Origin of the sequence: Brevibacillus sp. SAFN-007a, assembly GCF_051967035.1 — a bacterium.
GTDB lineage: Bacteria > Bacillota > Bacilli > Brevibacillales > Brevibacillaceae > Brevibacillus.
The window spans coordinates 178,469-203,721 of sequence record NZ_JBQCKK010000005.1; the positions used below are offsets into that span (position 1 = coordinate 178,469).

Below are 25,253 nucleotides of genomic sequence, written 5' to 3' on the forward strand. Positions count from 1 at the left end.
CGCGGGGAAAAGGAACGCCTTCCCTTTTAGCCGCGAATTCCATTCAACCGCTGAAGGCCGCTTTCCGCCTCCCGAAACATCCGTTCGAACAGCTCCTGGACGGAAGGGATGTCCTCGATCAGGCCGATGACCTGCCCTGCCCAGCCGAAGCCGCGCTCCTGGTCGCCCTCGTAGATGAAAGCGCGGTTCTTCTCACCGCTGATGAAGTTTTTCAGTTCTTCATAACCTGCTCCTTCTTTTTCCAACTGCAAAATGCGATCAGAGCCTGGCGTGCGTACAACCCTTGCTGGCGCTCCCAGCGTTCTTTTGATGACGGCGGTATCTTGCTCGGTTCCATTCAGCAGAGCCTGCTTGTACGCCTCATGGGCATGCACGCACTCCTGTGTGGCGATGAACCGGGTGCCCATTTCCACGCCTTCCGCGCCCAGCGCGAGAGCGGCCAGAAGTCCGCGTCCGTCGCCAATCCCGCCACTGGCCAGCACCGGGATGCGGACGGAGTCGACGACGCGCGGAATGAGCACAAACGTCCCGATATCGTCCCGTCCAAGATGGCCTCCGCCCTCCTGCCCGACGGCCATGACGGCGTCTGCCCCGATCGCCTCCGCTTTTTGCGCTTGCCGCACGGATGCGACCAGCACCAGCTTTTTGATCGGATGGCCGTCGAGCCGACGCAGGAGCGGCTCGGGATTGCCTCCGGTCACGGAGATGGCCGCTACTTTCTCTTCGATGGCGACCTCCAGCGCTTCTTCATACGGCCTGTTGTATTGCCCGATCGCAAAATTGACGCCAAACGGCTTGTCTGTAAGCTCGCGCACCTTGCGAATTTCTTTGCGCAGCGCTTCCGCGGACGGCAGCGACATCGCCGTGACCTGTCCCAGCCCGCCTGCGTTTGACACAGCAGCGGCCAACTCCGCGTATGCTAGATAGGCCAATCCGCCCTGAACCACCGGATAGTTGATTTGCAACAGCTCGGTTACTCTTGTTTTCATCTCCATCACCCCATTTTTGTTAAGCTTCTCGCCAGGCAGGGAAAACTCCTGCCGCCACACGCGAATATGAATAAAAATTCGCTTGCTTTCCCCCCCTATTTTGCTATACTCAATTTGTTTGTTTTATCCCCTTTATTCTTGATTCGTAAAGCGAGGCGATCGTAGTGAGACAAATGAAAACTCCTTTGTTCAGCGGGTTGTTGGAGCACGCCAACCGGAACCCGATTCCATTTCACATTCCGGGCCATAAGAAGGGGATGGGCATGCATCCGGCATTTCGCGAGTTCATCGGGGAGAATGCTCTCTCGATAGACCTCATTAACATTGCGCCGCTGGATGACCTGCATCATCCGAAGGCAATGATTAAAGAAGCACAGGAATTGGCAGCCGAAGCGTTCGGCGCTGACCATACATTTTTCTCCGTCCAGGGCACAAGCGGCGCCATCATGGCAATGATCATGGCGACGTGCAGTCCCGGCGACAAAATCATCGTACCGAGAAACGTACACAAATCCGTCATGTCGGCGATTATTTTCGCCGGAGCGGTGCCCATTTTCATTCATCCCGCGATGGACGAGCGTCTGGGCATCTCCCACGGGATCACCGTAAAAGCCGTGCAAAAAGCGCTGGAAGCCCACCCTGACGCAGCGGCGCTTCTGGTAATCAACCCTACCTACTTCGGCATTGCCGGCGACTTGCGCGAGATCGTGCGAACCGCGCACAATTACGAAATTCCGGTCCTGGTGGACGAAGCCCATGGCGTACACATTCATTTCCATGAGGACTTGCCGATTTCCGCCATGCAAGCCGGAGCGGATATGGCGGCGACGAGCGTACACAAGCTGGGCGGCTCCCTCACGCAGACGTCCATCCTGAACGTGCGCGAGGGCCTCGTCGATGTCGATCGCGTCAAAACGGTTCTGAGCATGCTGACGACGACCTCGACCTCTTACATCTTCCTGGCTTCGCTCGATATGGCCCGCCAGCACCTGGCGCTCAACGGGAAGATGCTGGCCGAAAAAGCGATGCAGCTCGCAAACAAGGCACGCGACCTCATCAACGACATCCCGCGCATTTACTGCGTAGGCAAAGAAATTCTCGGAAAACCGGCGACGTATGCCATGGACCCGACCAAGCTGTTGATTCACGTACGCGATCTCGGCATTACCGGCTGGGAAGTGGAAAACTGGCTGCGCGACAAGTACAACATCGAAGTGGAAATGAGCGATCTGTACAACATTCTCTGTTTTGTCACGGCCGGGGATACAGAAGAATCGATTCACGCGCTGGTCAATGCGCTCCGCGAATTGTCTGTGGAATTTGCCCACGTGCAGGCAGAAGAAAAGCCAACAATCTCCCTGCCGAACATCCCCGTGCTGTCTACGACGCCGCGCGAGGCATTCTATGCGGAGACGGAAACCATTCCGCTGGCGGAAGCCGCCGGCCGCGTCATCGCGGAGTTCATCATGGTGTACCCGCCCGGCATTCCGATTTTCCTGCCGGGAGAAGTCGTCTCCGAAGAAAATATTGCGTACATCCAGGAAAACATCCGCGCCGGTCTGCCTGTCCAAGGCCCGGAGGATGAGTCGCTGAAAACGATCAAAGTCCTGAAAAGACAAACCGCGATTTCGGGTTAACCCCCATTCTTGCGATCACAGCCGTTGCCCCTTTGATGGAGGCAGCGGTTTTTTTCATGATGAGGCAAGGAACCATCAGCAAAACAGGCGACTAGGACTTTGCCTACTCGCCTGTTCTCGTTTACTTATAGAAGCGAATGTCGATCGTGGTGAGGCCAGCTTGGTTAAACAAATCCACCATGCGCTTGCTGTCGCGGAAAGCCTCTGTCAGCGGCAACGCTAGTTCGTCCTCTGTCCCCTGGAAGAAGACAAACATGATTTTGTTAAAATCGGTACTGTTCATTTTCTCCGTCAGCGTGCCATCGAGCAGCAAATCCACCAGTTTGTACTCTTTGTAGTCGCCCGGCTCAGGATTCGGCTTTGGATCGGTGCCTGGCTCCTCTACGGCATCATCATCCCGCGGGCTTGCAAATGCCATCGTGTACACGACAGGTTTGCCGTCGCGCTCGTCGATCCAGACGATGCGATTTCCGCCGATTCTCGGGCTGGAAATCTCCGCCTTGTCGTTCCACTCCACATCGCTGTAGGAACGGTCTTCTGCATCGTACAGTTCAAAGTAAAAGTCTTTTTCTTTGGGAGACAAGCGGTTATCTTCAAAAAGAATCATATTGCGGGAAGCTTGCGGATTTTTTTGGTCGCGTTCCGAGTAGCGGATCAAGAGATCTGTCCGTTGACGGTCGATTCTGTAGTAGTACAAATCCCAACCGTTTTTCGCGCCTCCGCTGTTTTCGCTCCAGACCACAAAATCGTCTCCGATTTGCGCGGATTGTACTTCCACGTTTTTGCGGATCACCGTCTCGTCTTTTTCCTCGATGTCGTACAAGTAAATGTCTGCTTTTTTCGAGCCTGTTTCCTCTACCCAGACCACGTAATTGCCGTAAATATCCACGCTCAACGGCTCGGTTCTCAGGCTGGCAATTTCTTCTTCCTTGCCCGTTGCCAGGTCGGTGATGATCAGGTCGGCGCGGCGATCCGCATTGACCCACAACAGCTTGGTGCCGTCGACCTCGTACAGCTTGTCACTCGGCTCCTGGTCGTCATCTCCGTTCGTTATCTGCTTTTCCCTGCCTGTGCGAATATCGTACGCGACGAGTGCGTCTTCCCGCTGATCGTACCAGACTACGTACTTGCCGCTCACAACCGGACGAATCGGGTCGGCGTCGCTTTTGCTGATGACCTTGCTCGTTCCTTTTTCCGTGTCGAACAGGACGACGGCGTTTGCCTTTTTCGACTCTGTCACGTACACGACGTAGCGGTCAGAGCCATCCGGTTGGCTCGGCTCCCCGAAGGTGGCGCCCAGCCCGATATCAGCTCGTTCGTCCAGATCATAAATATGGAGGCGCAGCTTTTTGTCGTTGTCTCTCTTTGCGTACATGACGTACTCTTCAAAAATGCGCGGACGCACCGACTCGAACACGCTGCTCGCGATTTCGTTGCCGGAAGATTTGCTCGCGTCCCGATACGCCAGATCGTCGTCGTCCAGGTAGACGATCGTGTCTTTGTAAATATGTACGCCCGACTTGGCGGTCGACGTATCGGTCAATGGCTTGTTTCTTCCCGTGCCGATCGTGTACACGTAAACCTGCTGGCCGTTTACGTAGGCGATTTTGTCACTGAATAGGCTCGGCTCCACCTGGTGTGCCTTGCCTCCTGCAGCCAATTCTTCCTTTTGCTTGTTGATGTCGTAGTAGTAGATGTCCGGGTTGCCATTGCGGGAGTCTTCCCACGCTACATAGCTGTCGCTTACGGTCGGATCGCTGGCTTTGCCGCTGGTGGAGACGCGGGTGGTGTCGCCAGTCGCGATGTCGTACATGTAAATGTCGGTTCCCGCATCGCTTTTCCCGGACCAAACGACCTTTTTCCCCGAGATCTCCAGATCGGAGGCAGCGGCTTTTCCGCTGGTCAAGCGAATTTCCTCGTCCTTGGCAATGTCGTACAAATACACGTCTGCTCCGCCGTGGCGAGAGTCGATCCAGACTGCGTACTTTCCGTCGATCCGCGGGCTTGTCTTGTCAGATTGTTTGTCGCCGATCTTCGTCTCTGTCTGCTTGCTCACATGGTACAAGGTGAGCGTTTGTTCCCCCGCAACCTTCCAGATCGCATATTCCTTGGAAATATCAAATCCGTCTTTGGAAACTTCCGGCTGACTTACGTCTATTTTGATTTCCTGTCCGATACTGTTCGCAAACGCTGGAGTCCCCGTCCACAGGGAGGTGACCAGCAACGCGGCAGCCAGCAGCCCCTGCATGGGCTTACGTTTCATGAGACAATTCCTCCTTTTGCAACGATTTTTACACTTCTCCATTATCCTCCAGTATGAAAAGGTTGTCAAAAAAAGCAGGCCCTTGCCAAAAGGGCCTGCCAAATTGCAACAGAGAGGCTCTTGCCGACAGGGCATTCTCCGGGCCAGGGGAAATAGTCGCACAGACAAAAGAATCCGATTTTGTATCGGATTCTTTTATTTGTGAAAAATTCGTTCGTTTGCGTGCAAAGGCTTTTTTCAAAAAGCAAAAAGATTTCTAAGAGGCGGTTGTATTTTACTTTGCTTTTTTACCTACAAGGGTGAAGGCGATGAGTTGAGCGCTCAAAATAGTCGCTACTACCCATACAAAGGAGTGTTAGTATGTCCAATTTTTCTTTAGGCACAGATGGAGCAAACCTTATCAAAAAACATGAGGGTTTTTCCTTGAAATTTTATGGAGATCCTTATGGGTATCCAACAGTTGGATGGGGACACTTGATAACAGACACGAAAGTATACAAAAAAAATACAACAGGGAATCCAAATGATTCTCTTCTATCCCAAGCAGAAGCTGATGCTTTATCAAAGTCCTTAAATCTAGGTTATACTTCACCAATCTCTCAGTCTAAGGCAAATACTTTTTTTGCTGATGATACTGCAAAGGCTGTAAAGGCGGTTAATAAATTAGAACTTCCTACAGGTTGTCAATTTACACAATCGCAGTTTGATGCACTTGTTTCGCTCACTTATAATGGAGGTCCTGGGGTGCTAACAACCGATGATGTACAAGCTATGCTTGCCCATGTGTTTATATATCCTTTTATTGGCCCACTTACACCAGCTCAAAGCGATACTTGTTCAAAATTAGTCAGCAAAGCATTTTCATACGATAGAAATTTACAAAAAAGAAGAAATGAAGAAGCAACTTTATTTTGTAAAGGCATGCCTTATACTCACAAATATCCAGTATATACACTGTAGTTTCATCGTTTGACGACATAAACCAAGAAAGGTCAACCTTTGGGCTGACCTTTCTTGGTTAAAAAATGAACTCACAGGCATTTTCTATTCGATTGGCACAGAACTTGTTCCATACCTTCCCTTCATTTAATCAGTAATTTTTTTAAGCTCAAAATGAGTTGCCTCTAATAACAAAATAAGCCGATCATTATTAACCATAAAAAAACTTAGAGGTATGCCAAGGTTTGTAGAAGAGTCATTTAATACTATGTATTTTACCTTATCATTGTTATTTATATGTAAAGTATCGGGATCTGTTTTAAATAAACGATAAAACGAGATTGTGTTATAACATATAAAGTTAAGTTCATATAATGGGTTCTTGAGTTCATGTTGATAATTCGTATAGTTTTTAAGTCCTTTTGATGAAAAGAAGTCTTTTTTGATTATAAATTCATCACCGATAATTTTTTGCCCTGTTGGATATTCAGAAGCATCATTGTATGAATTTGAAAACCCCAAAAGTTTCTCAACTTTCCACGTTCCATAGAAAGACTTTTCAGTTTCACTATCCAACGTTGTAAATACATCCTCACAATAGTCAGTGGTGTTTTCTGGAGTCATAGACTCATCCGCTTCAGGCTTAGGATTACTGGAAGTATTTGGATGCGATGTCATTTCAACATTTCCACAAGCCGATGTTAGCATCAACATCATCAGGATACAAACCCATCCTATCTTTTTCATGATTCACACTCCGATTTATTTTTTTGATTGTGTCACAATCTCTTCCGACATCCTGGCAGCCATGATTGCTTCGGACACCGATAGCTACACATCCATGGATAATCGCTTGCGCACGATCAGCTCACGACGGTTATTCTTTCACCTGTTATGACGTTGGGGGATAGAAAAAAGTTCCAGCATTTTTTTGATAAGCACGACCGGATCCATACTGGGGCGACCGTTATCTTCGCATGCAAAAACAAGTTCGTCCATAGGAACGAGAGATACTGGGGTCTGTCCTTCGCAGCCTGTCTTACGTAACCATCGTCATCACTCCAAGATGGTATCGCCAACAAAATAAAACTGCCGACAGGTACTTTGTCGGCAGTCTGATAGGCCCTTGTGGAAAGGCCGGCACGGTTTCCCTTATTCTTTTTCCTGTCTTTGCTCCGGTCTGCACTCGCAATGGCAGACCGCATAAAGCGTTTTCACTGAGTTGCTTTCAAAATGTTCAATGATGGTCCCGCAAGTCTGACATACGATTGTTCCCATCTGTGTCCCCTCCGCCTGTTTATTCCCGATAAAATGTGATGTCACATATTCGTTTCTGTCGCATGCTTTTATATTAATATGTCACACCATTGGGAGTCAATACGGTAATTGAACACATTTTTCGTAAATTAGTATGTCATATTTCCTTTACGACGATTTCCTCCATCCAGTTGCCTATCTGACGGAGCACGTCCTCCCGTTCCGGTTCGTTCAGCACTTCGTGGCGCAAACCCGGAAATCGGCGAAACGTCTTTTGCCCCTGAATGCCCGCAGTAAAACGCTCCACCGCGTCCGCGTCGACCAGCGAGTCGTCCCCTGCCTGCAGCACCAGCACAGGCAACGCGAGCCGTTCCCGCTCCTCCCAGGCCGTCTGCATGGCTTTGTGCAATTCACAAAACCAGCGCACGCTGACCTTCGGGTAATTGAGCGGATCGTTTCGGTAAGCCGCTTGAACGGCCTCATCCCGTGAGACCATGTCTGGCGAAATCCCGTTGGCCATCGCAAGCGTCGGCCAAAAACGGTCCAGCCATCGCGCTGCCTGCGCCTTCCAGGCGGGCACTTCCAGCTTTAGCTGCAGACACGGGGAAGTCAAAATCAGCCCCGCCAGCTCCTGCGCCGTTTTTTCAGCCTGAACGAAGCGCGTCGCAATCAATCCGCCCAAGCTGTGTCCCAGCAAAAACACGGGACGTTTTCGTTCGCTGTCGTCCAGGGCTGCCACCGTCCACTCTCGCACCTTCTCTACATACGCATCGAACGAATCGATATGCCCTTTGATCCCCGGAGAGCGTCCCCAGCCGGGCAAGTCTTCCGCGTAGACGTCCCACCCCTGTCGATTCAAAAACGCAGCGACGTGCTCGTATCTACCATGGTGCTCTCCCGTGCCATGGACCAGCACGATGGCTCCTTTTGGTTCACTTGCCGGCCATTTATGTACGCGCATCTTCTTCTCCTCCCTTTCCCTATCCCGATTGTATGCGGGTGCAGCCCACTCCGCAAACCGGGCGTTTCCACCGCTTCGGGATCACGCAAAAAACGAGCAGAAGATAAACTTCTGCTCGCCTGCTAGTACTGATTTTCTTCAAAGGGAATGGGTGGCAAATATTCCTGGAAAAATTCAGCCAGTGCCAGGGCGTCGCTTTCCGAGTCCAGTCGGAAAATCCTCTGCAGGTACCCCGGATTTACCGCGTCATCTGAACTGAGAAGGGTCGATTGCCCAGTCTGCATACAGATCACCAACGGCTTTCCATAAAACTTGTGCGTGAATACGATCCCGAAGTCGTGTCTGGTTCCCTCAGAAGCAAATCCGAGAAAACGGACATTGGCGTTTTCCGAAACGTCGTATAAGTGGTCGTAGTGCACCATCAGCAATCCCTCCCCGTCTAGGTTGTTCCTCCGACAATATTCGCAAAATATTCGGAGTATTTATAAGTATACGCGAAAATCCACTCCATTGCCACCCTTTCCGCCTAACTAATTAAAGGTGTGGGGTTCAGAGCCCGCTCCTCCCCTTCCTGAATCCATCTGACCTTCTCCGCCCCGTGCAGCGATTGCGCCACAAAGGAAAGGCATTCAAAGAACAGCTCGACGACTGCTGCACTGTATCGTTCTTCCATTTTCTCCAAGGCATACGTCAATCTGAAAATAGACGGGACATTTCTTCTGCTTGCCTCCAGAACCTCCTTGCCTCGCTGGGTCGGATACACGTGGACGACACGCCCGTCCAGCTCCGACTTTTCAATCGTCACCATCCCTTTCTCCATCAACTTTTTGATATGAATGACGATGGATGACGGGTGCCAGAAAGTCCAGTCGGCAATTTGCGTGACACGCACCCCCTCATAACAGTAAATGATCCACAAAATGTTGAGCTGCACCGAGGAATCCAGTTCGGCTTCCTTCGCTGCCCGCTCCCAGTCTTCCTTGTTGACTACATCAATGGCACGCATCGTGTTCAACGCTTCAAATACGTTTCGAATCGAGGCCTCCTGCATGGGTTTACTCCTCCATGATCCTTTATCGTTCCCTGATCGACTATATAAATAGTATTTATATTTTACACTTTTCAGAAAAGACTCGCAATTGTTTTCGTTTCCCAACTGTCTCATTGTCAAAGTGTGGAAGCAATGCTACACTAAACGCAGATATTCCCGGTACTAGGAGGGTGCAATCGTGAAACTGCAATCGGCCTACATCTATTTCGTTCCAGGCTCCACTGCCCAATCCGCAAGTATTGACGACGTCAAAGCCAAGTTTACGCGATACAGGGACATGACCGCGAAAACAGGCGAGCAGCTCGGCTGGTCCTACGCTGAAGCCGCTTTTCCGTATACGATTGAAGAACGTCCGGAGGGCGAGGGCTCGTGGTTCCTCCTCAAGGGAAAAGATCCGAACATGTACAAAGCCATTGTCGTAGGGGTCGGCAGCAAGGATGACAACGGCACCGAGAAGCACTACATCCAGATTTCGCTGCCCGAATCAGCGACGCACGGCGACAAGAACAAGGCAAACGAATACTGTCGTTACCTGGCCCGCGATTACAAGGCGGAGCTTCACCTGTTCAACAAGCGCATCCAGTACTTTCAGCCGCGAAAACCATAGCCACGCAAACAGCCGATCCGTCGGCTGTTTTTTGTGCAGACAAAAGGACCGCATACCCAACTTCCACGTCTTCACCACTGCCTGGGCGGGAGCCACGTTTTTGCTGACGCTGGCATAAGAATGGTACGGATGGCCCCTGTTTGCATCCCGAACCGGGGGCCGCTGCCAAAAACGGCAGAAGCCCGAAACGCTCACCATGAAAAGAGGTGTCCGCATGGAACCGCAAGCATTCATCGAGCTGGTGGCAGGCTCCGCCAGACAAACCTTTCTCCAGTACCACATTTTTCCCTCGATCACCATTGCGCAAGCCATCCTGGAATCAGGGTGGGGGCAAAACGTTCCGCAAGACCCCGCTACCGGCCGCTCCTCGTACAATTTGTTCGGGATCAAAGGCATAGGCCCAGCCGGCTCCGTCACCATCACAAGCAAGGAGGTGGAAGCTGGAGAGACCGTGCCTCGCCAGTCCGCGTTCAAGGCTTACTACAGCTATCAGCAATCGATTGAAGACCACGCCCAGTTTCTGCTCAAGCCTGCCTACAAAAAAGTGCTGATGGCCTCCACGCCGCAGGAGGCTGCCCAGGCTTTGTCAAAAGCCGGCTATGCCACAGACCCGCAATACGCCGACAAGCTGATCCGCCTGATCCAGACGTACAACCTGACGGCCTACGACCAGTTCTCGCCAGAGGAGCCGTCACCGTATCCGCCCTGGAAGCTTGATCTGGGCAAACGCGCGCTTCGCGAGGGGCTCATTACCTCGCCGGAGTGGCTGAGCAAGCTGGACGAACCGATGCCTGTGTGGGCCGTCCTGGCAGTCGCTCTGCGCCTCCTGGACAAACAGCGCGAAGTTCCCTAGGAAAGGATTCAGCCCACACAAAAAAACAAAAGCCCCGTTCCAGCACAGGCAAACCTGCGCGAAGCGGGGCTCTTTCCTTATGAGAAAACAGGTACTGCATCCCGGCGAGAGCTTCTCGTGAGCTTTCGTCCGGAAGCCAGATCAAATGAGCACGATGATTCAAATCATTTGAGATCGCGACAGCGAATAGAACCTTCCATCCACCATCCGAATTCCCAGATCGACGCAATATTCCAATCCTTGCGTTACTCCGTACAAGATCCATTCGGAAGACTGATGGTTGATATCGAAATCCGTGTAAAGGTCTGTGCCATCATTGCGGATCTCTTTGCGGTCAGTCACGTCAAAAAGGCGCAGGACAAACGGCAGCTCGGCAAAGGGTATCGCAAATTTCTTTTCCACTTCCTGCTCGAACTCCTTCGTCATACTCCACTCCGCCTGGATCGAATACTCATCCTTCCAGGCAATGTGTATACTCGGGCCTTCTACATCCGTGGACGATCGCGGGGGATTTGTCTCCATTTGCTCCCATCGTTCCTTTCTTTCATGTACTTGCTTTCAACATGTATAGTGGCTTTTTCAGTCTATTATATCATGCGATCAAGCCATGTGGGAACGTATCCGGGCCATTAAATTTATCGTCCTACCGTAAACGTGTTTTCGCCCACGACCACGTAGGAAGTAAACTTCTCCGACTTCATCTGTACCTGTACCTTGTAATCTCCATACGCCCCCAGCTTTGTCGATACAAACGGCTCGGAGAAGTAGAAGCTGTTCGCATTTTGCGTGGAATACTTCCATTCTTTTCCTTTGGTTACTTCCTTGCCGTCCGGTCCGATCAGAACGAGCTGCATCCGCAAGTCTTTGGCGACAGGCGCTTCGTCCACTTCGACAAAGACGTTGAAGGTGCGCGGTACGTTTTTGTCGCTGTAGCCTTTGACCGGGTTGCTGAAGACGATATTTTTATTGCGCGTCTGCTGAATGCCTTCAATGACGATGATGTTTACATTAGGCTTGACTACCTGCAGCTTGCCCGTCCGTTGATCGTAATCGACAAAACCGCCAAGCTTGTTGACCAGCGCCTCAACCGAGTCTGCTCTGGAAGCAGGCAGGTCGTTTGCGATCGACTCCGTGCCCATCAACACGCGCAACGCACCTTCTCCCAAAGCAGCGGCACTTCCCACTCCCGCTACAGTCAACGCCAACAAGGCCGATAACCATGCTTTTTTCATGTCATAATCCTCCTGTTTGTGCGCGGCAGCGCTTTCTCTTCCGGAATTTCTTCTCCTTAGTTTATACGTGAAAAGTGGCAAATAGTTGTGGTCCGCGGACAAGTTTTTTCAACACTATCCACAGAATCCACAAGCAGGACCCATCCGTGAAGAAAGACATGTTCACCCTTGCTGCGAATTCGTACGCCGGACGCTTGACAAACAGAGGTTCGATTTTTCACCGTGCCTTTTCGCATGCAGAAAAGAGCGGCTAGCATTTGCCGCTCTTTTGCTGCCTCGCGCTAATCCTGCTGGGAAAGCCACCGGAAATAGCGGGAGACCAAACGGATCGCAACCTCGATTGCGTCCTCGCTCGGTTCGATTTTGGCATGGTGCAGTCCGTACGGGGTATTCACGCCCAGCCAGAACAAAAAGCCCGGAATCTCCTGCAGGAAGTAGCCGAAGTCTTCTCCGGTCATCGCTTCCTTGCAGGTAATCAGCGTCACGTCCTCGGCCTGCTCGCGCACCCAGTCCATGAAAGCCGTCGTCAGCTTTTCCTCGTTGTACACCTGGCAGTACCCTACGCCGTAGTCTATGGAGGCCGTACAGTCGAAGCCGGCCTCGATGCCTTTGACCAGCGCTTCAATCCGCGCTTTGACCAGCGCCATGGACTCGGTCGAGAACGTGCGAATCGTCCCTTCCAGCCGCGCCGTTTCCGCAATGATGTTTTGCCGGGTGCCGCCCGCAAGCTTGCCGATGGTCACGACAGCGGAATCGAGCGGATCGACGTTGCGCGCCACAATCGTCTGGAGCTGTGTGATGAGATGGCTGCCTGCGACCACCATGTCGTTTGCTTTGTGCGGAAAAGCCGCGTGTCCGCCTTTTCCGACCAAATCAATGTACAGCTCGGACGTGTTGGCAAACAAAACGCCCGGCTTGGTGGCAATGTGGCCGACCGGATACTCCGGCGCGATGTGCAAGGCAAATAGGCAATCCGGCCGCCAGGAAGCAAACTCCTCGCTCTCCAGCATCGGCTTCGCGCCGCCTGGCCCCTCTTCTGCGGGCTGAAACACAAACAGCAGGTCATCGGCAATCGGGTGCTCCACAAAATGCGTCACAAGCCCGAGTGCGATGGCCATATGCATGTCGTGTCCGCACGCGTGCATGTAGCCTTCGTGCCGCGAGCGAAACGGATACGACGTCTCTTCGGCAATCGGCAAGCCGTCCATGTCTGCGCGCCAGGCGATCGTGCGCTTTGGACTCTCCCCGGCGATCCGGACGAGAATTCCGGTGCGCCACGTCTTGATCTGCATCCGGTCCTGCGGGAGCCGTTCCAGGTAATCGAGCAAATACTTCTGCGTCTTCACCTCGGCAAAGCCCGGCTCCGGAATCTGGTGCAGGTCGCGCCGAATCTGGGTAAACAGCGATGTCGCCATGGTTTACGCCTCCCCTTTGGCCCCGTGCCGCACAGCGAGTTCCGCTGCAAAGCTGTCCAGGAAAAGGTCGACGTCTTCTTTGGTCAAGGTGAGCGGCGGTAGCAGGCGCACGATTGTCTTTTGCGTCACGTCCACGAGAATGCCGCGATCGAGCATGGCCTGCTGCAAACGGCTGACCTCTTCCGGGGTGGCACTGAGCGGGATGCCGACCATCATGCCTTTTCCGCGCAGCGCCTGGAGCTGTTCCGGGAGACGCGCGCGCAGCGCTTCCAGCCCCGCCCACAAGTACGCGATCACTTCGTCCACGCGAGCGGCAAAAGCAGGATCGAGCAGCTCATCCAGCACCACGTTGCCGAGGGCCGCCGAAAGCGGCGACGGCGCAAAGGTCGTCCCGTGGTCGCCCGGCTTGAACTGGTTCATCAGCTTCGTCCCGGCAATCACGCCGCCGAGCGGAAGCCCCCCGCCTACTCCTTTGGCAAACAGGATCAAATCCGGCGTCACGCCTGCGTGCTGGTAGGCAAACAGCTTCCCGGTACGTCCCATGCCTGTCTGGATTTCATCCATCGCAAACAGCATGCCTTCCTGCTGGCAAATCGCCGCCACCTCGCGCAAAAACGCTTCCGACAGGGGCACGACCCCTCCGGAGCCGAGCACAGGCTCCATCAGGACAGCAGCCGGCTTCGCATCGCGGCAAATCGCCCGCAGGCCGTCCGCATCCTCTGGATCAATCTCGTACACCGGAAAATCGGGCTGCGGAAAATCCTGATACACATGGGCCTGTCTGGTCAGCCGCACCGCGCCCAAGGTTCTGCCGTGAAAGCTGTTGCGCAAGACGACAATCCCCTCGCGCCCGGCGCCTTCTGCCTTCGTCCATTTGTGGATCATTTTGATCGCGGCTTCGGTCGCTTCCGCACCGGAATTGGTGAAAAATACTTTTCCCGGGATCGTCTGCTCCACCAGCCGCTGGGCCAGGCGGATTGCCGGCTGGTTCAAAAATACGTTGGAAATGTGCAGGAAGCGCTCGCCCTGTTCGCGCAGCGCCTGAACGATCCGCGGATGGGAGTGTCCCAGCACATTGACGGCCAGCCCCGTGAACAAATCCAAATATTTTTTTCCCGCCGTGTCGTACAGGTAGTTGCCTTCCCCTTTTTCAATCGCGATCGGCAGACGTTTGTAGGAAGAGACGATGTATTGTTCATCAAGCGTACGCCAGTCCATGTGCGCTCTCTCCCCTACAGTTGACGTAGCTCCTGCTTGATCTCCGTCTTGGAACGCGTTTTGTCGTCGATCTGTTTAATGACGCGCGCCGGCGTACCGGCTACCACAACGTATGGCGGCACGTCTTCAATGACGACCGCGCCCGCTGCCACAACCGCGCCTTTTCCTACGCGAACGCCTTCCAGAATCACGGCGTTGGCACCGACCACGACGTCATCTTCTACGACGACTGGTTGCGCGGAAGGCGGTTCGATGACACCTGCGATGACAGCGCCGGCGCCGATGTGGCAGTTTTTCCCGATCGTTCCGCGACCGCCGACGACAGCGTTCATGTCGATCATCGTGCCTTCGCCAATCACGGCACCGATGTTGATGGTAGCGCCCATCATGATGACGGCGTTGTTGCCGATTGTCACCTGGTCGCGGATGATCGCGCCTGGCTCGATGCGCGCCTGGATTCCTTTGGTGTCGAGCAGCGGAATCGCCGAATTGCGGCGGTCGCTTTCGACCACGTAGTCTTCGATTTTGTCCGCGTTCGCAGCCAGCACCGGCTCGATTTCTTTCCATTCGCCAAACACAACGCCAGTCTCGCCTGTGATAAACGTCTTGGAGCCGGCACCGAAGTCAATGCCCTCCAGCTTGCCTTTCACATATACTTTCACGGGTGTTTTCTTTTCGCTTTTTTGAATAAACGCGATAATTTCATTGGCATCCATCATGTTCACTGGTACATCCTCCTTTTTGATAAAAAACGTGCCTGTCAACGAAAGCAAACCGCTCTCCCGACAAAAAAAGCAATGAGTGCATTCGCTATCTCATTGCTTTCCATACTGCTCAAGCAAATCGTAAATAGCGCTCCACAAACAGGCAATTGCCTTTTGTGACAGGATGTTCATTGTTCATGAATCACCCCAGCCGCCGCTATCCGAGGGGAACAGCAACAGCTTCGGCGCCTCAGCCTTTCCTTCTTCTCCTGCCCCCTGGCAGATGACGAAAAGACGTACTCATCTTCAGCGCACCTCTATTTAGACTTCCACTATTATCATTTCATTTTACTCTACCAAAACCAATCCTTTGTGGCAACAGCTTTAGGGAAAGAAAAATAAGTGTTGACATCGAGAATCATTTTCATTATTTTATTTTTGTGAGAATGATTTTCATTATCTTATTTGGAGGGTTTACGTTATTATGAGCCGCATTTTGATGGTTTACGCAAGCATGACAGGAAATACACAGGAAGTGGCTGAAGCCATTGCCGCAGGGATTCGTTCCACCGGAAAAGACCTGGAGATAAAAGAAGTCATGGATGCGACTGCCAAGGAACTGGAAGACTACGATGCCATTTTGCTCGGCGCCTATACATGGGGGGACGGCGATCTTCCAGACGAATTCCTGGATTTTTACGAAGAAATGAACGATATCGACTTGAGCGGCAAAAAAGTAGCCGCATTCGGTTCCTGCGATTCCGCTTACGAGCATGTCGGCGCTGCTGTAGATACGCTGCTGAAAAAAGCGAGCGAGCTTGGAGCCGAAACTCCGCTGGAAGGTCTGAAAATCGAGCTTTCTCCAAACGCAAAAGAAGTGGAGATTTGTAAAGCATTTGGCGTTTCCTTCTCCGAGCTGCTCGGCTAAGACCAGCGCCGGAAAAGAAGTTGTCCAAAAAAATCCTTTTCAAGCAAGCGCTGTCATGATAGAATGTCGATCCATCTTTTCTCAAGAAGGAGGATTGGTATCATGACGTTACATACACATACGGTCTACTTGCGACCACTGCAAGCACATGACGCAGCCGAGCTTCTGAAGCTTCGGCTGCGTAATCATGCCTTCCTGCAACCGTTCGAGCCGCTGCGCTCCGCCGCCTTCCTGACGCTGAGCGGTCAGGAGGCGCAAATTGCGCAAGCGGAGCAAGACTTTGCAGCAGGGACCGCCTTCGCCTTTGGCGTGTTTTTGCGCGACACGGACGAAATGATCGGCCGCGTCGCTCTGTCAAACGTTGTGCGCGGCGCCTGGCAAAACGCGACCATCGGCTACTTCATGGATGAAGCCTGCAACGGCAAAGGCTACACCACTGCGGCCGTACGGCTTGCGCTCGCGTACGCCTTCCAGGAAGCCGGGCTGCACCGCGTACAGGCCGCTGTCATGCCCCGCAATACTCCCTCCATCCGCGTGTTGGAGAAAAACGGCTTTCGCCACGAAGGCTTGTCCTTGCGCTATTTGCAAATCAACGGCGTGTGGGAAGATCACCTCTTGTTTGCGATCACGGCAGAGGACTGGAGCTAATCATTCCTCTTTGTGTTGCTGTGCGCGCAACCGCTCCAGAATCCGCCGCTTGCGATACAGCATTCTCCCCGCCTCGGCGACATCCTGGACGGTTGAGCGATTCAGGTACGCCCCGAACAGGATTCCCGCAATCGGCACCAGTTGAAGCAGCTTTTTCCAGCCGAAATTTTCTGTATACGTCAACACAACCTCCCGCCAGCCCTGCAATTGCGCGAGGACGTCTTTTTGCGCGGCAGGCTCGTCAAAGCGCGACAGCTCAGCCAGTATCGCCTTTTTCCCGACGATATCCGAAGAAGCGAACTGGAGGCATTTGACCACGAACAGACGCTCCCGCTTGTCCTCCGGCCGATAACCGTAGCATAGCGCCATCTCTTGCAGCACTTTCAGCGACGTGCCGAGCAGCAAGGGAATATCAATCGCCAGCGTAAACATGCCGCCGATGCCTGTCGTGGCGCCCTGCACCGTCGCAAAGGTCGCGCGCGACGCTTTCAGATCGCGAGCAATCTCATCCATGAGGACGAGCGGCGCCTCTGCGACGTCTTCTGCCCGCGGCAATCCCCCGCCAGGCCCTTCCAGCCGGGGACGAAACTTGCTGTAAATCGCCGTGTCCTGGACGAGATACGTTCCCCCTGTTTCCAGAAACGCGGCCATCTCGTCCACGGCTGTCCCCAGCTTTTCTTTGACGAAATTCGGCGTCATTTTATCCAGCCAAACGAACGGAAGCCTGCCGAGCTTTTCCCAGAACCACAAATCGTTCTGGTCGCGCTCCCATGCCTCCACCTCTTCCAATGCCTGCTGCAAAACCTGTCTCGACTCCATCTGCCGCAATCCCTCCCGGATCATTGCTTCTATGTTTCTTTGCCGCGCTTCCACTGGCATTGGGTGCGAAGCAGCGATTTGATATGTGCTCGCAGCTCCTCTGCCGAAGAAAAACGGGCAAGCTCCTTCCTGTCTGTTACGATTCCCAGCTTCAAATGTTTCACTTGTCCGTTTTCGACGCAAAAGCCGAACGCTTTCAGGATCGCCATCTGTTCTTCCGTCATTCCTGCTTTCCTCCCCGCTTTGGAAAAACCCCCTTGCCTCCAGCGCGGCAAGGGGGTCATCCGTTTCGTTTCCTTTACTTCACTTCTACCGTAAAGCTCATCGTTTGATTTTGTTTCTGTTCATCCAGCTCTTTGACGTATTTTTTGTATAGGGGCACGATCGCGCACGTTTTATAACGGAGTGTGTTCGTCACTTTGACCGTGTAGACGCCAGGTTTGTTCTCGTTGGCGGCGATGATGGCTTTCAGATTGAGCGACTCATCGCCTTTGTCCACATATTCCTCGTCGGTGTTCGGCTTCAGACTCGCAATCTCTTTTCCCTCATGGAAAACCTGAATCCTGTTTTCAGAGAAAATGGTTGCCCCGCTGTAATCCTGGCTGGCGCCGATTGGCGTTTCGCCGTACGTCCAGACGAGATTCGGCATGTAGTAGGTGATCGCGTCCCCGCCGCTTCCGTCTCTGATCTTTTTGTTTCCGACCCGCTTCGCATACGTTGCCGTCAGCCGAAGCTCGCTCAGGTTGTCCAGTTCCGCGGCAGAGCTGATTCTGACCGTTTGACCGTCGCGGTATTCGTGGCCGCGGCTGTTTTTCAAAAGAATCGGGCCTGGCGAAGGAGACAGTCCCGCTTCGTTTTTGGCGCAGACGGGAGCGGACGGGACCGGACGAACGTCCTCCACGACCTGAATGTAGCCGCACCACGACTGATGCGGTTCGCGCTTGCTCTCATAGTTGACCTTGTATCGGCCTGGCTTGTAGCTGGACAACAGCAAAGCGGTATGGTCCCAGTTCAGCTTCGATTCGTCTACGACGACGTTATCGACCGCCCAGAAACCCGGTCCCTCGTCATCCGAAGCTTCGCTGCCCAACTCCACATGCTCGGCGGCTGTCGCCAGCCAAATCACATGCACGGGATTTTGGTAGAGCTTCACGGTCAGATTCGACGAAGGCAAATCTTCCCGTTCGACCATCAGCGAGGACTGCGCATTTGGCTGCATCAACACATCCATGGTCGCCGTTGCGCTTGCAGAATCGCATGCTTTCGGCGAACCGGGCACCTGGATGTTCACTTCGGTGGCCGCGCCTCCCCACGGCGCATCGGCGTTGACGCTCTGGTTCGGCTCAAAGGTGACGGTCATGGTCATGCCCGCCATCCTGTCCGGAATCACGACCTCGAAGTGCTGGGAGTCGGTCAGCGTCTGTCCTGTCCCGTTCACAGACCAGCGTCCGGCGACCGGCGAATACAGCGGCACGACTCCCGGAGCCGCCGGAGCAGTGATTTGCTGTCCTGGCGCGAGCTTTTGACCGCTTGCATCCGTCCCCTGATACAGCTCGGCCATTCCGACCCGAATGTGCGTCGTCCAGGTACTCAAGCTGCCGTCATCCGGAGTAAACACCAGCTCGTAATTGCCGGCGGGAAGCGTACCGGTCGAGAAGGACTTGGCTGTCACGGTTCTGAGCTTGGCATTGGTCGTTTGATTGATCAGCTCCCACGTCCCCGAAACCGCGCTGGCAAATTGGGTGGAGCCCATCGTGCCGAAGATGGCGGTCTGGCTGCCCGATGGGACCTTCTCGCCTTCGGGCTTTTGCCCTTGGAAGATGCTCGGGTAGTTTTGCGCCTCTACCTGGAAGCGCACATGCACGGTGCTTTTCTGCCCCCTGGCATCGGTCACGACGAACGTAAGAACGTGCTGGCCGGGAGCCAATCTGGAGGCAGGAATCGTGAAGCGGGGCACCTGCCAGCGGAACGGGCTTTGCGAGGACTGCTGCTCTGCCCGGTACTCCGGCAGTTCCACTCCATCGAGCAACACCTCGCTTCGATTGAGATTCGTGCCGCTTCCATACGTCGTTTGCAAAAGGTCGATGGCCAGGGGCGTTTCCGGCGGGAGGATAAACTCATCGTTTTTCACCCAATTCCATCCACCCGAATCCAGACCTGCTACCTGATAGTCGTTGAAGGTAATCATATTGTGAACAGGCTGCGAAAGGGGCTTGGCTGTTTGGCTGTTTTTTTTCATCGTTGCTGCAGCCCCTGCTCCCATGGCTGGCGGAGCCGATACGCCCGACAAGAAAGTGCCGGTTGCCAGACACAGAAGAAGTGCTTGTACAACCCATTTTTTCACGGAATGTCCTCTGCCTTTCTTTCATGCTTTCATGGTTCGTGTTGCCGCCCTTCTTCTTTCGACAAAATCAGCGCGATTTCCTGTGCCGTTTGAAAATATTTCGCCATCGCGCGACAGAAGCGCTGCGCGCAAGGAAAGGGACGGCTCCTCTCCGCTGGATGCGGCCCCCACCCCAAGAAGCCCGCTTCGGCCGGAAAAGCCCGCGCCAACAGGCAACAGCCCTGCGCTCCTTCCCGAGACAAATACGCAGGGCTGTTGGTTCTCGCTACCGGGGGAGTCTATGCGGAAAAGTCTACGCTCCCTTCCGAATGGGTCAGCAACACTTCGTCTCCCTCGTTCAATCCGTTGACCACTTCAATAAAGTCGGTTCCTTCCACGCCAATCTCAATCTCTTTGGGCGTCGGCTCCCCCGTCGTCGGGTCTTTTACCATCACCGTGCCCATTCCTGCATCCCCTACTTCTACAGCGTTCAACGGCAGCCGTTTGACGCGTTCCTTTTGCTCCACGTAAATATCGCAATCGCCTGTCATTCCGTGCTTCATATCAGCCGTGTCGCTCAGCTCGACCTTGACCGCGAAGCGAACCGACTTGTCCTCTTTTGTCCCTTCCTTCGGCAGCTCGGTGACCTTGCCTGTAAACGGCTTGTTGCCAAACGCCGTCAGGTACACATCGACCCTTTGCCCCAACTTGATCGCCGGAATGTCCATCTCATCGACAGCCGCCACAAAGTAGACGGAGGAAGTGTCCATAATGACCGCAACCGGCTCCGAGCCGGGCGCTTCCCCTTCCTTGACGTTCAGCTTCGTGATGATTCCGCTGATCGGCGCTTCCACTTGCTTTTTCGCGATTTCCCGCTTTTTCTGTTCCAGGTTCAACTGCGCTTCTTTCAAGGAAAGCTCCTTGTCCTTCCTCTCCAGTTCGGATTCCGTCAGGTCCATTTTGAACAAAAGCTGTCCCGCTTTGATTTCGTCGTCTTTTTCTACTTCTACTTTCCCAATCTTGCCGTGCGTCCCCGCCACAATCTCCATCTCATCCGGCAATTCAAACGGCGTCGCTTTTTGACTGGCGTACAGCAGCCCCTTCGGATCGGTGTACTGGACCTCGCCCATGTCGCCCACGTAGAGAGCGCCAGGCTTTTTGACCAAAACCTCGACATCGTGAACGCCGCCGACCCCTTTTTCCTTCTGGCCGATGAGATCTACCTTCGTCACGACCCCGTCCACGTAGTACATCGACGAGCTGATAAACACCTTTACTTGCTGACCTACGCGGAAATGCTCGGCTTCGTATGCGGTGAACTTCCCTGTAATTTTCAAATAGTCGGTATTGGTCAGCTTCGCCACAACGGTATCCGGGGTAACCGTTTCGCCTTCCTTCACGAGCACTTCCTTGACCTTCCCCGTCTTGTCGGCCACAATCTTGTCTTTTTTGTTGTTCAGCTCGTTCAGCTCTTTTTGCGCACGAATGATTGCCAGTTCCTGCTTTTGCAATTCCAACTGGGCGTCCACGCTGTCCACCGTAAACAGCACGTCGCCTTTTTTCACGGCTTGTCCTTCCTTGACAAACAGCTTCTGCACCTTGCCGCTGATCTCCGGTCTGACTTCCTCGCGCGCCTTCGCTTCGATGGTGCCGGAAGAGAAGATCGCTTTCTTGACTTCCCCCACATCTACCGTGGCCGTCGGGAAGGAAGGCGGTTCGGCTGGCGGCTCCTCTGCCGCCGTGTTTTTCGACTGGTAGTACGCATAGCCTCCGTAGCCGCCTCCTCCCAGGACGACTGCAATCGCTGCTACTAGGATCCATTTTTTCTTGTTCATCTTTCGTTCCCCACATTTCTTATTCTGATCGTATCGCTTGCAACGCGCTTAGACGGGAAGCCCGGATCGCCGGGAAGATCCCCGCCAGCAGCCCGATGATAAAGGAAAAGCCGATGGCAAACAGCGCCAGCCAGGCCGGAATCACGGCCAATTTGCCCGGTTCGCCTTCCGGTCCGCCGCCAAATCCCATGTTCAAGCTGTCCATGATGCCGCCGGACGCGCCAAAGTAGTTCACCAGCTCTACCGCGCCCCAGGCCAGGCCGAGGCCAGCCAGACCGCCGATCAGCCCAATGAAGCCGGATTCCATCAAAAACAGCCAGCGAATGTTAAACACGGTCGCGCCGATTACCTTCATAATGCCGATTTCCTTCGTTCGCTCCAGAATGGACATAATCATCGTGTTGACGATTCCGATTGTCGCAACGAGCAAGGAGATCGCGGCAATGCCGCCCAGCACCATCTGGATCACGAAGAAAAACTGGTTGATCGTCTCCAGCTCACGCGCGGGCGACCAGACTTCAAAGCCTTTTTCCTTCAACGCCTTGACGACGCTCTCTACCTGTTCCCGCGATTCCACCTTGACCGTCATCTGGTCGAATTCAAACGTATCGGTCTTCGTTTGCTCCCGCGTACGGCGCGGCGAACCCTCACTGCCTTCGTCGCCGCGTCCGCGGTTGACCCACTCGTTCAGCTCTTTTACGACGCCAAGCGGGGCGTAGACTGCGGTGGAATAGCGAAAGTTTTCCGATTTGCGCAGCTGGCCGACGACGCGTACCCGCCATTCTTTTTTCTCGAATTTCGGTTCGTCGTCGAGCCGATACTCCCGCGTCAGGATGAGCGTTGCGGCTTTGTCGACGATCTGAAAAGCTGCCGGCTCTCCGCCGCCGCCCATGTCGGGAGGCATGCCGGACATCCCCGGCTGTTGACCGTTATCGGCGTTTCGCCTGCGTGCTTCCCGCTTTTCCTTTTCCACATCGCGCATTTCCCTGGGAACGTCAAACGCGACGACGACTTCCTGGGGAGAACCGCTCAAATACGTCCCTTTTTCCACATCGTCTTTGCGGTAGGCAGCCGATTCCTTCACGTCGACCCCGATCAGCTCCACGTAGCCCTCGCGCCTGCCTACCTTCAGCTTCGCCTGCTCATTCAGCCGCTTGACTGGCATGACGGCTGCGATGCCCGGTATTTTTTTCAACTCCTGCACCGCTTCCATATTCAGCCTTTTGCGTTGATCGTCCGGGATCATCTCGTCCTTTTCCTGGTCGTAGTACATCGGTTCGACGTCCATCTCTGTCAAATTCCCGAAGTTCTCCAGACTTTTCACCGCATTTTCCTTCAGTCCCAAACTCAGTGCCATCATCGCGACAATGGCAGCCGTACCGATCATGACCCCAACCGATGTCAAGGCGGTCCGGAGCTTCATCCGCCACAAGTTTCTCCAGACGATGCGAAACGAATCCGTTACCTTCACAATATGTTCACCTCATACCCCTCGCCTACGCTGGCCTGTTTCTTTTTGGTACCACCCGGCCGTCCTGCAAATAAATCACGCGGTCGGACTGCCCTGCTACTTCCTGTTCATGGGTAACAATGATGAACGTAGTCCCATTTTCCCTGTTCATCTCTCTCATGAGATGAAGAATTTCCTGTTCGGTCTTCGAGTCCAGGTTCCCCGTCGGTTCGTCGGCCAAAATGATGCCCGGCTGATTGACGAGCGCCCGCGCAATGCTGACGCGCTGCTGCTGCCCGCCGCTCAGCTCGTTCGGCCGATGGTGGAGCCGCCCTTCCAGTCCGACCCGATGCAGGATTTCCGTCGCTTTCGCCCGCCGCAACTTGACGCTTTCACCCGCGAAGATCAGCGGCAGCTCCACATTTTCCAGCGCCGTCAGGTTGGGCAAAAGGTTGTACGACTGGAAAATGAAGCCCATGTGCTTGCGGCGAAACAGGCACAATTCATTTTCGTTAAACCTGGAGATTTCCTCCCCGCTCACCATCACGCTGCCTTCCTCCGGCTTGGTCAGACCGGCAAGCAGATTGAGAAGCGTCGACTTCCCTGAGCCGGACGAACCGCACAAAGCGACAAACTCGCCCCGGTTGACGTGCAGGTTGATATCAAACAGCACCGGAACCTTGATTTTCCCCGCTCCGTAGCTGTGATTGACCCCGGTTACCGTCAGCTCTCCCGTTGTGTTGGCCATTTTTTGCAGCACCTCATTCATTCTTTTCTCATAGGAAAGACGCAGAAAGTCGAAAAACGTAACAAGCTGGCCGAAAACCATTTCGCCTTCACAAAAATGCAACAGGTTTTTCAAAATCATGTAACAAACCTGTAACCAACTCCTCCCAGTCACGTACTACAATAAGAGTGTGAACAAAACACGAAAGGTCGATGACCGATGACAATCTATCGTTTTCTATTTGAAACCGCCACTCGCAGATGGGTCGAAATCATCAAGGCGCCAAGCATGTTCGAAGCAGCCAAACAGGCCAAGCAGCTCGCGAACAAGCGCTCCCGCTCCCTGTCTACGCCGATCCGTTTTTCGTTTCATCACGCCGCCTCCCAATAACTTGGACATCATAAGGAAACCGCTTCTCCGGGCAGAGAAGCGGTTTTTTATTTCGGGGGAGATCATTGACAACGCTGTTTTTTTCCCCTTACTATAGAGGGAGACATTACAGTGCATGACAGTAAAGCTCTGCATTCACTTCGCTGCTGCACAAAAGGGAGATAATCAAAAATGACAATGAAAAAAGCGCTTACCATTGCAGGCTCCGACACCAGCGGCGGTGCTGGACAACAGGCAGACCTCAAAACGTTTCAGGAGCTTGGCGTCTTCGGAATGACAGCCCTTACTGTCATCGTGGCCCAAGACCCGCACAATGACTGGTTCCACGAAGTGTTCCCGATCGATGTGGCCGTCTTGGAAAAACAGATCGAGACCGTTCTGGCGGGAATCGGCGTAGACGCCGTGAAAACCGGGATGCTTGGCACCACGGAGCTGGTGGACCTGGCCGCCCGTAAAATAGAGCAATACCAATTAAAAAATGTCGTCGTAGACCCGGTGATGATCTGCAAAGGGGCAGAGGCGCTCCATCCGGAAATCGCCATCAGCCTGCGTGAAGTGCTGCTTCCCCGTGCAACTGTGGCGACGCCAAACCTGTTCGAAGCGGGCATCCTCAGCGAGATGGGCGCGCTGACAAGCGTAGAAGACATGAAAGAAGCCGCAAAACGCATTCATGACTTCGGCACTTCTTACGTCGTGGTCAAAGGCGGCACCAAGCTGCAAAGCGGCAATGCCGTCGACGTGTTCTACGACGGGCACGCGATCGAAGTGCTCGAATCGGAGCGCTTTGACACTACATTCACGCACGGAGCTGGCTGCACCTTCTCTGCTGCGATCTGCGCGGAGCTGGCCAAGGGCAATTCCGTACGCGGAGCCGTCGAAGTCGCGAAGGAGTTCATTACGGAAGCAATTCGCCACTCCTTTGCCCTCAACCAATACGTCGGCCCGACCAACCACGGCGCCTACCGCCGCAAGTACCAAGGCTAAGATCATCCGTTTCCAAGCACAAA

General features: G+C 53.8%; 26 protein-coding genes and 1 riboswitch. Of the genes, 8 read left to right on the forward strand and 18 right to left on the reverse strand.

The features are described from left to right. Positions 1-26 precede the first annotated feature (26 nt). Entirely contained in the window at positions 27-989 is a 963-nt protein-coding gene (locus tag ACTHO6_RS08805; protein ID WP_440241171.1) for an NAD(P)H-dependent flavin oxidoreductase, read from the reverse strand. Between the two features lie 164 nt (positions 990-1,153). On the opposite strand from ACTHO6_RS08805, the gene ACTHO6_RS08810 reads away from it, so the two are divergent. Continuing rightward, positions 1,154-2,626, forward strand: coding sequence for an aminotransferase class I/II-fold pyridoxal phosphate-dependent enzyme (locus tag ACTHO6_RS08810; protein WP_440241172.1), 1,473 nt, complete (start codon positions 1,154-1,156; stop codon positions 2,624-2,626). A 121-nt stretch (positions 2,627-2,747) separates the two neighbouring features. Here ACTHO6_RS08810 and ACTHO6_RS08815 read toward each other — a convergent pair whose 3' ends face one another. Beyond that, complete coding sequence (locus ACTHO6_RS08815) at positions 2,748-4,889, reverse strand: hypothetical protein (protein ID WP_440241173.1); 2,142 nt, start codon at positions 4,887-4,889, stop codon at positions 2,748-2,750. Between the two features lie 360 nt (positions 4,890-5,249). On the opposite strand from ACTHO6_RS08815, the gene ACTHO6_RS08820 reads away from it, so the two are divergent. After that, positions 5,250-5,849, forward strand: coding sequence for a lysozyme (locus ACTHO6_RS08820; RefSeq protein WP_283858552.1), 600 nt, complete (start codon positions 5,250-5,252; stop codon positions 5,847-5,849). Between the two features lie 126 nt (positions 5,850-5,975). Here the strand turns inward: ACTHO6_RS08820 and ACTHO6_RS08825 are convergent, their stop codons facing one another. The 5 genes from ACTHO6_RS08825 to ACTHO6_RS08845 all read right to left on the reverse strand — a co-directional run bounded on the left by ACTHO6_RS08825 (position 5,976) and on the right by ACTHO6_RS08845 (position 9,097). After that, positions 5,976-6,575, reverse strand: coding sequence for a hypothetical protein (locus ACTHO6_RS08825; protein WP_440241174.1), 600 nt, complete (start codon positions 6,573-6,575; stop codon positions 5,976-5,978). 405 nt (positions 6,576-6,980) lie between these two features. Continuing rightward, complete coding sequence (locus ACTHO6_RS08830; protein WP_440241175.1) at positions 6,981-7,106, reverse strand: GapA-binding peptide SR1P; 126 nt, start codon at positions 7,104-7,106, stop codon at positions 6,981-6,983. A 136-nt stretch (positions 7,107-7,242) separates the two neighbouring features. Continuing rightward, entirely contained in the window at positions 7,243-8,046 is an 804-nt protein-coding gene (locus ACTHO6_RS08835; RefSeq protein WP_440241176.1) for a lysophospholipase, read from the reverse strand. 122 nt (positions 8,047-8,168) lie between these two features. Then, on the reverse strand, positions 8,169-8,468 hold the full coding sequence (locus ACTHO6_RS08840) for a DUF3055 domain-containing protein (protein ID WP_440241177.1): 300 nt from the start codon (positions 8,466-8,468) through the stop codon (positions 8,169-8,171). Between the two features lie 104 nt (positions 8,469-8,572). After that, positions 8,573-9,097, reverse strand: a complete 525-nt coding sequence (locus tag ACTHO6_RS08845) for a MarR family winged helix-turn-helix transcriptional regulator (protein ID WP_440241178.1) — start codon at positions 9,095-9,097, stop codon at positions 8,573-8,575. A 178-nt stretch (positions 9,098-9,275) separates the two neighbouring features. Here ACTHO6_RS08845 and ACTHO6_RS08850 point away from each other — a divergent pair, with 178 nt between their 5' ends. Then, positions 9,276-9,704, forward strand: a complete 429-nt coding sequence (locus ACTHO6_RS08850) for a DUF1885 family protein (protein WP_440241179.1) — start codon at positions 9,276-9,278, stop codon at positions 9,702-9,704. Positions 9,705-9,918: 214 nt separating this feature from the next. Continuing rightward, positions 9,919-10,557, forward strand: coding sequence for a glycoside hydrolase family 73 protein (locus ACTHO6_RS08855; protein ID WP_440241180.1), 639 nt, complete (start codon positions 9,919-9,921; stop codon positions 10,555-10,557). A 159-nt stretch (positions 10,558-10,716) separates the two neighbouring features. Here ACTHO6_RS08855 and ACTHO6_RS08860 read toward each other — a convergent pair whose 3' ends face one another. The 5 genes from ACTHO6_RS08860 to dapD all read right to left on the reverse strand — a co-directional run bounded on the left by ACTHO6_RS08860 (position 10,717) and on the right by dapD (position 15,147). Further along, positions 10,717-11,079 (reverse strand): DUF4912 domain-containing protein, encoded by a 363-nt coding sequence (locus tag ACTHO6_RS08860; RefSeq protein ID WP_440241181.1) that lies wholly within the window; start codon positions 11,077-11,079, stop codon positions 10,717-10,719. Between the two features lie 113 nt (positions 11,080-11,192). Continuing rightward, entirely contained in the window at positions 11,193-11,789 is a 597-nt protein-coding gene (locus tag ACTHO6_RS08865) for a hypothetical protein (protein ID WP_440241182.1), read from the reverse strand. Positions 11,790-12,070: 281 nt separating this feature from the next. Next, complete coding sequence (locus tag ACTHO6_RS08870; RefSeq protein WP_440241183.1) at positions 12,071-13,204, reverse strand: N-acetyldiaminopimelate deacetylase; 1,134 nt, start codon at positions 13,202-13,204, stop codon at positions 12,071-12,073. Positions 13,205-13,207: 3 nt separating this feature from the next. Next, the gene (locus ACTHO6_RS08875) at positions 13,208-14,422 is read right to left on the reverse strand and encodes an aspartate aminotransferase family protein (protein ID WP_440241184.1); all 1,215 of its coding nucleotides are present in this window, start codon (positions 14,420-14,422) and stop codon (positions 13,208-13,210) included. Positions 14,423-14,436: 14 nt separating this feature from the next. Next, positions 14,437-15,147, reverse strand: coding sequence for a 2,3,4,5-tetrahydropyridine-2,6-dicarboxylate N-acetyltransferase (gene dapD / locus ACTHO6_RS08880; protein WP_440241185.1), 711 nt, complete (start codon positions 15,145-15,147; stop codon positions 14,437-14,439). Between the two features lie 117 nt (positions 15,148-15,264). Then, positions 15,265-15,454: riboswitch (Lysine riboswitch) on the reverse strand. 156 nt (positions 15,455-15,610) lie between these two features. Between dapD and ACTHO6_RS08885 the strand changes: the two genes are divergently transcribed. After that, positions 15,611-16,054 (forward strand): flavodoxin, encoded by a 444-nt coding sequence (locus ACTHO6_RS08885; RefSeq protein ID WP_440241186.1) that lies wholly within the window; start codon positions 15,611-15,613, stop codon positions 16,052-16,054. Between the two features lie 102 nt (positions 16,055-16,156). Beyond that, a complete protein-coding gene (locus tag ACTHO6_RS08890) occupies positions 16,157-16,702 on the forward strand; it encodes a GNAT family N-acetyltransferase (RefSeq protein WP_440241187.1) in 546 nt (181 codons plus the stop codon). Here ACTHO6_RS08890 and ACTHO6_RS08895 read toward each other — a convergent pair whose 3' ends face one another. The 6 genes from ACTHO6_RS08895 to ACTHO6_RS08920 all read right to left on the reverse strand — a co-directional run bounded on the left by ACTHO6_RS08895 (position 16,703) and on the right by ACTHO6_RS08920 (position 23,877). Further along, a complete protein-coding gene (locus ACTHO6_RS08895; RefSeq protein ID WP_440241188.1) occupies positions 16,703-17,521 on the reverse strand; it encodes an EcsC family protein in 819 nt (272 codons plus the stop codon). It abuts the gene before it with no gap. 29 nt (positions 17,522-17,550) lie between these two features. Beyond that, positions 17,551-17,745: a hypothetical protein gene (locus ACTHO6_RS08900; protein WP_440241189.1), complete on the reverse strand. Its 195-nt coding sequence runs from the start codon at positions 17,743-17,745 to the stop codon at positions 17,551-17,553. 74 nt (positions 17,746-17,819) lie between these two features. Further along, positions 17,820-19,760, reverse strand: coding sequence for a hypothetical protein (locus ACTHO6_RS08905; RefSeq protein ID WP_440241190.1), 1,941 nt, complete (start codon positions 19,758-19,760; stop codon positions 17,820-17,822). A gap of 383 nt (positions 19,761-20,143) precedes the next feature. Then, the gene (locus tag ACTHO6_RS08910) at positions 20,144-21,679 is read right to left on the reverse strand and encodes an efflux RND transporter periplasmic adaptor subunit (RefSeq protein WP_440241191.1); all 1,536 of its coding nucleotides are present in this window, start codon (positions 21,677-21,679) and stop codon (positions 20,144-20,146) included. A 19-nt stretch (positions 21,680-21,698) separates the two neighbouring features. Next, on the reverse strand, positions 21,699-23,150 hold the full coding sequence (locus ACTHO6_RS08915; protein ID WP_440241192.1) for an ABC transporter permease: 1,452 nt from the start codon (positions 23,148-23,150) through the stop codon (positions 21,699-21,701). Between the two features lie 25 nt (positions 23,151-23,175). Continuing rightward, positions 23,176-23,877 (reverse strand): ABC transporter ATP-binding protein, encoded by a 702-nt coding sequence (locus tag ACTHO6_RS08920; RefSeq protein WP_440241233.1) that lies wholly within the window; start codon positions 23,875-23,877, stop codon positions 23,176-23,178. 198 nt (positions 23,878-24,075) lie between these two features. Between ACTHO6_RS08920 and ACTHO6_RS08925 the strand changes: the two genes are divergently transcribed. Both ACTHO6_RS08925 and pdxK read left to right on the forward strand, forming a co-directional pair. Continuing rightward, positions 24,076-24,246, forward strand: a complete 171-nt coding sequence (locus ACTHO6_RS08925) for a hypothetical protein (protein WP_440241193.1) — start codon at positions 24,076-24,078, stop codon at positions 24,244-24,246. A gap of 171 nt (positions 24,247-24,417) precedes the next feature. Continuing rightward, positions 24,418-25,230 carry a pyridoxine/pyridoxal/pyridoxamine kinase gene (gene pdxK, locus ACTHO6_RS08930; RefSeq protein ID WP_440241194.1) on the forward strand — a complete coding sequence of 271 codons (813 nt, stop codon included), beginning with the start codon at positions 24,418-24,420 and terminating at the stop codon, positions 25,228-25,230. Positions 25,231-25,253 lie beyond the last annotated feature (23 nt).